The sequence below is a fragment of the Microcoleus sp. MOSTC5 genome (assembly GCF_036701825.1).
Classification (GTDB): Bacteria; Cyanobacteriota; Cyanobacteriia; order Cyanobacteriales; family Microcoleaceae; genus Microcoleus; species Microcoleus asticus.
In genome coordinates, this window is sequence record NZ_JAUBRK010000148.1 from 1 (window position 1) to 2,999 (window position 2,999).

Annotated in this window: 2 protein-coding genes; both read left to right on the forward strand. The window is 50.4% G+C overall.

The genetic code is table 11. The features are described 5' to 3' along the window. Window positions 1–61 precede the first annotated feature (61 nt). Window positions 62–277, forward strand: a complete 216-nt coding sequence (locus QUA54_RS33900; protein ID WP_333419372.1) for a hypothetical protein — start codon at window positions 62–64, stop codon at window positions 275–277. Window positions 278–426: 149 nt separating this feature from the next. Next, complete coding sequence (locus QUA54_RS33905) at window positions 427–2,754, forward strand: S8 family serine peptidase (protein WP_333419374.1); 2,328 nt, start codon at window positions 427–429, stop codon at window positions 2,752–2,754. Window positions 2,755–2,999: the final 245 nt, after the last annotated feature.

Here is a 2,999-nt window from a genome sequence, read left to right on the forward strand (position 1 = left end):
CAATTATGAGTTAGCTCTAGGGGATGAAATTTAAAACCTCTAATTATAACATAAATCTTTTTTGCAAGAGGTCTATTACCCAGATCCAGAAGTGACTCCCCGGGATGTTCTATTGCATTTCATCGAAGTTCGCGAACTCAAACAAGCCGATTTAGTGGGCGTGATTGGTTCCAAAGGAGTAGTCTCTGAGGTGGTTAATGGGAAACGGGCGATTAGCAAGGCGCAAGCTAAGGCGCTGGGAGAATTTTTTAATGTTAATCCTAGCGTGTTTATTTGAGGGGACTTGCTGAATCATTGTTAATAAGCCTTTTACGGGCGGGCTAGGAGCAACGGCCCACAAGAAAATTCAGTTTTTGTGGGACAGGCATCCTGCCTGTCCTTGAGAATATAGTAAGACTGGATTAAAATTAAACAAAAGCATTTCTGATGGTACAACCAAGCAAACCCACCTCCGAGACTCTCCAAAACTATCAAGGAATTGGAGTCCCCGATGAAAGTCTGGCAGTGATTTTGCAGCGCGGCGGCGATGAATTGCTGCTGTCAAAAGCGGACGATCGCTTTACAGTCCGCCCCTCATCAACAGCATCAGCCTCAAACGATTGGGCTGCAAAAACTGGGGCCAAACTCAACCGTCGCGTCGGCCAAAGCAATCTTGAAGAATATCTCGTTGCGCCCGATCGCCTAGAAGCAGCAATGCAAACAGCCCGCGCCAGCGATGCTGTAGCTTTTGCCAGCCACGTCTATTGCCCCGCGAACAATCCGAGTACATTCTTTTATTTAACAGACCAAATTACCATTCAATTTGGCGAACAAGTAGACGAACAATCGCGAAAGGCGATCGCCAATGCAGCAGCTTTAAAAATAGTCCGGCCAGTTGAAGGAATTCCCAACACGTTCGTCTGCGAAGTCACCAAACAAGCAACAGAAAACCCGGTCAAAATTGCCAACCGCCTGACAAGATATCCAGAAGTTCTCGTAGCGGAACCCAACATTTTAGTAGAGACGCAGCAGCATTACACGCCCCGCGATCCGCTTTATCCCAAACAGTGGTATCTCAATAACAAAGGCGGCAAGGAACTTGTCGGCGGTGCTCAAATTTATGCCGAACCGGCTTGGGACATGACTCGCGGAGTTCGATCGATCGTAATTGCGATCGCCGACGATTCAGTTGACATCACCCACCCAGATTTTCAAGGCCAAGGCAAAATCGTCTCACCCATCGATTTCAAAGAGGGCGACACTTCCCCGATGCCAGTCGCAGACTCAGACAACCACGGCACAAGTTGCGCCGGCGTCGCCGTTGCAGAAGAAAACGGCAAAGGCATTGTCGGCGTCGCCCCCGGCTGCGCCCTGATGCCCATCCGTACCACGGGCTTTCTCGATGACGATTCTGTCGAAAAAATGTTTAATTGGGCGATCGAAAAAGGTGCCGCCGTCATTTCTTGCAGTTGGGGGCCTTCAGCAGTTTACTATCCCCTTTCCCTGCGGCAGAGTGCGGTCATCACCAAAGCAGCAACCCAAGGGCGGGGCGGCAGAGGCTGCGTTATTCTGTTCGCTGCGGGCAATGCCAACCGCCCAGTCAACGGTACTGTTAACGAAAAAGGCTGGCCCAACAACATCCTGGGCGGTCAAACTAGATGGCTGGCAGGATTTGCCGTTCACCCAGACGTAATTGCCGTCAGCGCTTCCACTTCCCTCAACAAAAAAGCAGCATACAGCAATTGGGGCACCAGCATCTCGGTTTGCGCCCCCAGCAACAACGCACCGCCGGGAACTTGGTTGCCAGAAACCGGATTTATCGGCACGCCGCCGGAGGTGACGCAGTATTTGCCTGGTTTAGGGGTGTTTACTGCCGATCGAGTGGGCGATCGGGGCTACGACTGGGGGGACTATACTGATACTTTTGGCGGTACTTCCAGCGCCACTCCAGTAGTCGCTGGGGTTGCAGGGTTGATACTTTCGGCTAACCCCCGTTTGACGGCGCGGGAAGTGCGGGGAATTCTCGAACAAACTGCTGAGAAAATTGTCGATCCCGATCCCGATCCCCAGTTGGGCAATCGCATGGGAAATTACGATCCTAACAACGGTCGCAGCGATTGGTTTGGTTACGGGAAAGTGAATGCTTTTAAAGCTGTGCAAGCTGCGGTGAGAAAGGGCGGCGGCAATCCGAATATCGGGGGTGCGGTGTTCAGCGATATTTCTGGACATTGGGCACAGAAGTTTATTGAAGCTTTGGCTGCGGCGAATATAATTAGCGGTTTTCCTGACGGTTCTTTTAGGCCTGATGACAGTTTAAACCGCGCTCAATATGCGGCGCTGTTGGTGAGTGCGTTTAGTCCGATTCCGAGGGTGCCGGCTACAAATTTTATTGATGTTTCTGCTAGTTTTTGGGCGAGAAGTGCGATCGAACGGGCAAATCGGGGGGGTTTTTTGGCGGGGTTTCCGGGGTTGAAGTTCGGCCCGAATCAGAATTTGACTAAGGCTGAGGCGATCGTGTCTTTGGTTAACGGTTTGGAACTAAAGGGCGGCAATCCTGATTCTTTGAAAGTTTACATCGATCGCTCTCAAATTCCTAATTATGCTTTGAGTGCGATCGCCACAGCAACTGCTTTGAAGATTGTGGTTAATTATCCTTCCCGCGATTGGCTTTCGCCGCAGCGGGATATTACCCGCGCTGAGATTTCGGTTTTGATTTACCAGACATTGGTGGCGATTAATCGGGCAAAGGCGATCGATTCTCCTTACATTGTGTAGCTAAGAACAGTAAAACTGGTTCGATCGTTCGGACTTCAGTTCTCATAAAATCTGAGGACTGAAGCCGCTATAATTCGCGGCGAGTCAAAGCACTTTGTGCGTAAGTCCTGACGAAGCGATCGCTTTTTTGATGATAGCTTTACATATCGAGTTCCTTTCCCGGAAATCCCTGGGGGGGTGACAAAGAGGTCTACGAGATAGACTGTATAAGAGTTGCTGCCCGCATACCTTGTTGATAAAAGCGC

Bases quoted from the DNA above. Each gene is read 5' to 3' on its own strand.
- QUA54_RS33905 (WP_333419374.1), top strand. From the start codon at position 427: ATGGTACAACCAAGCAAACCCACCTCCGAGACTCTCCAAAACTATCAA.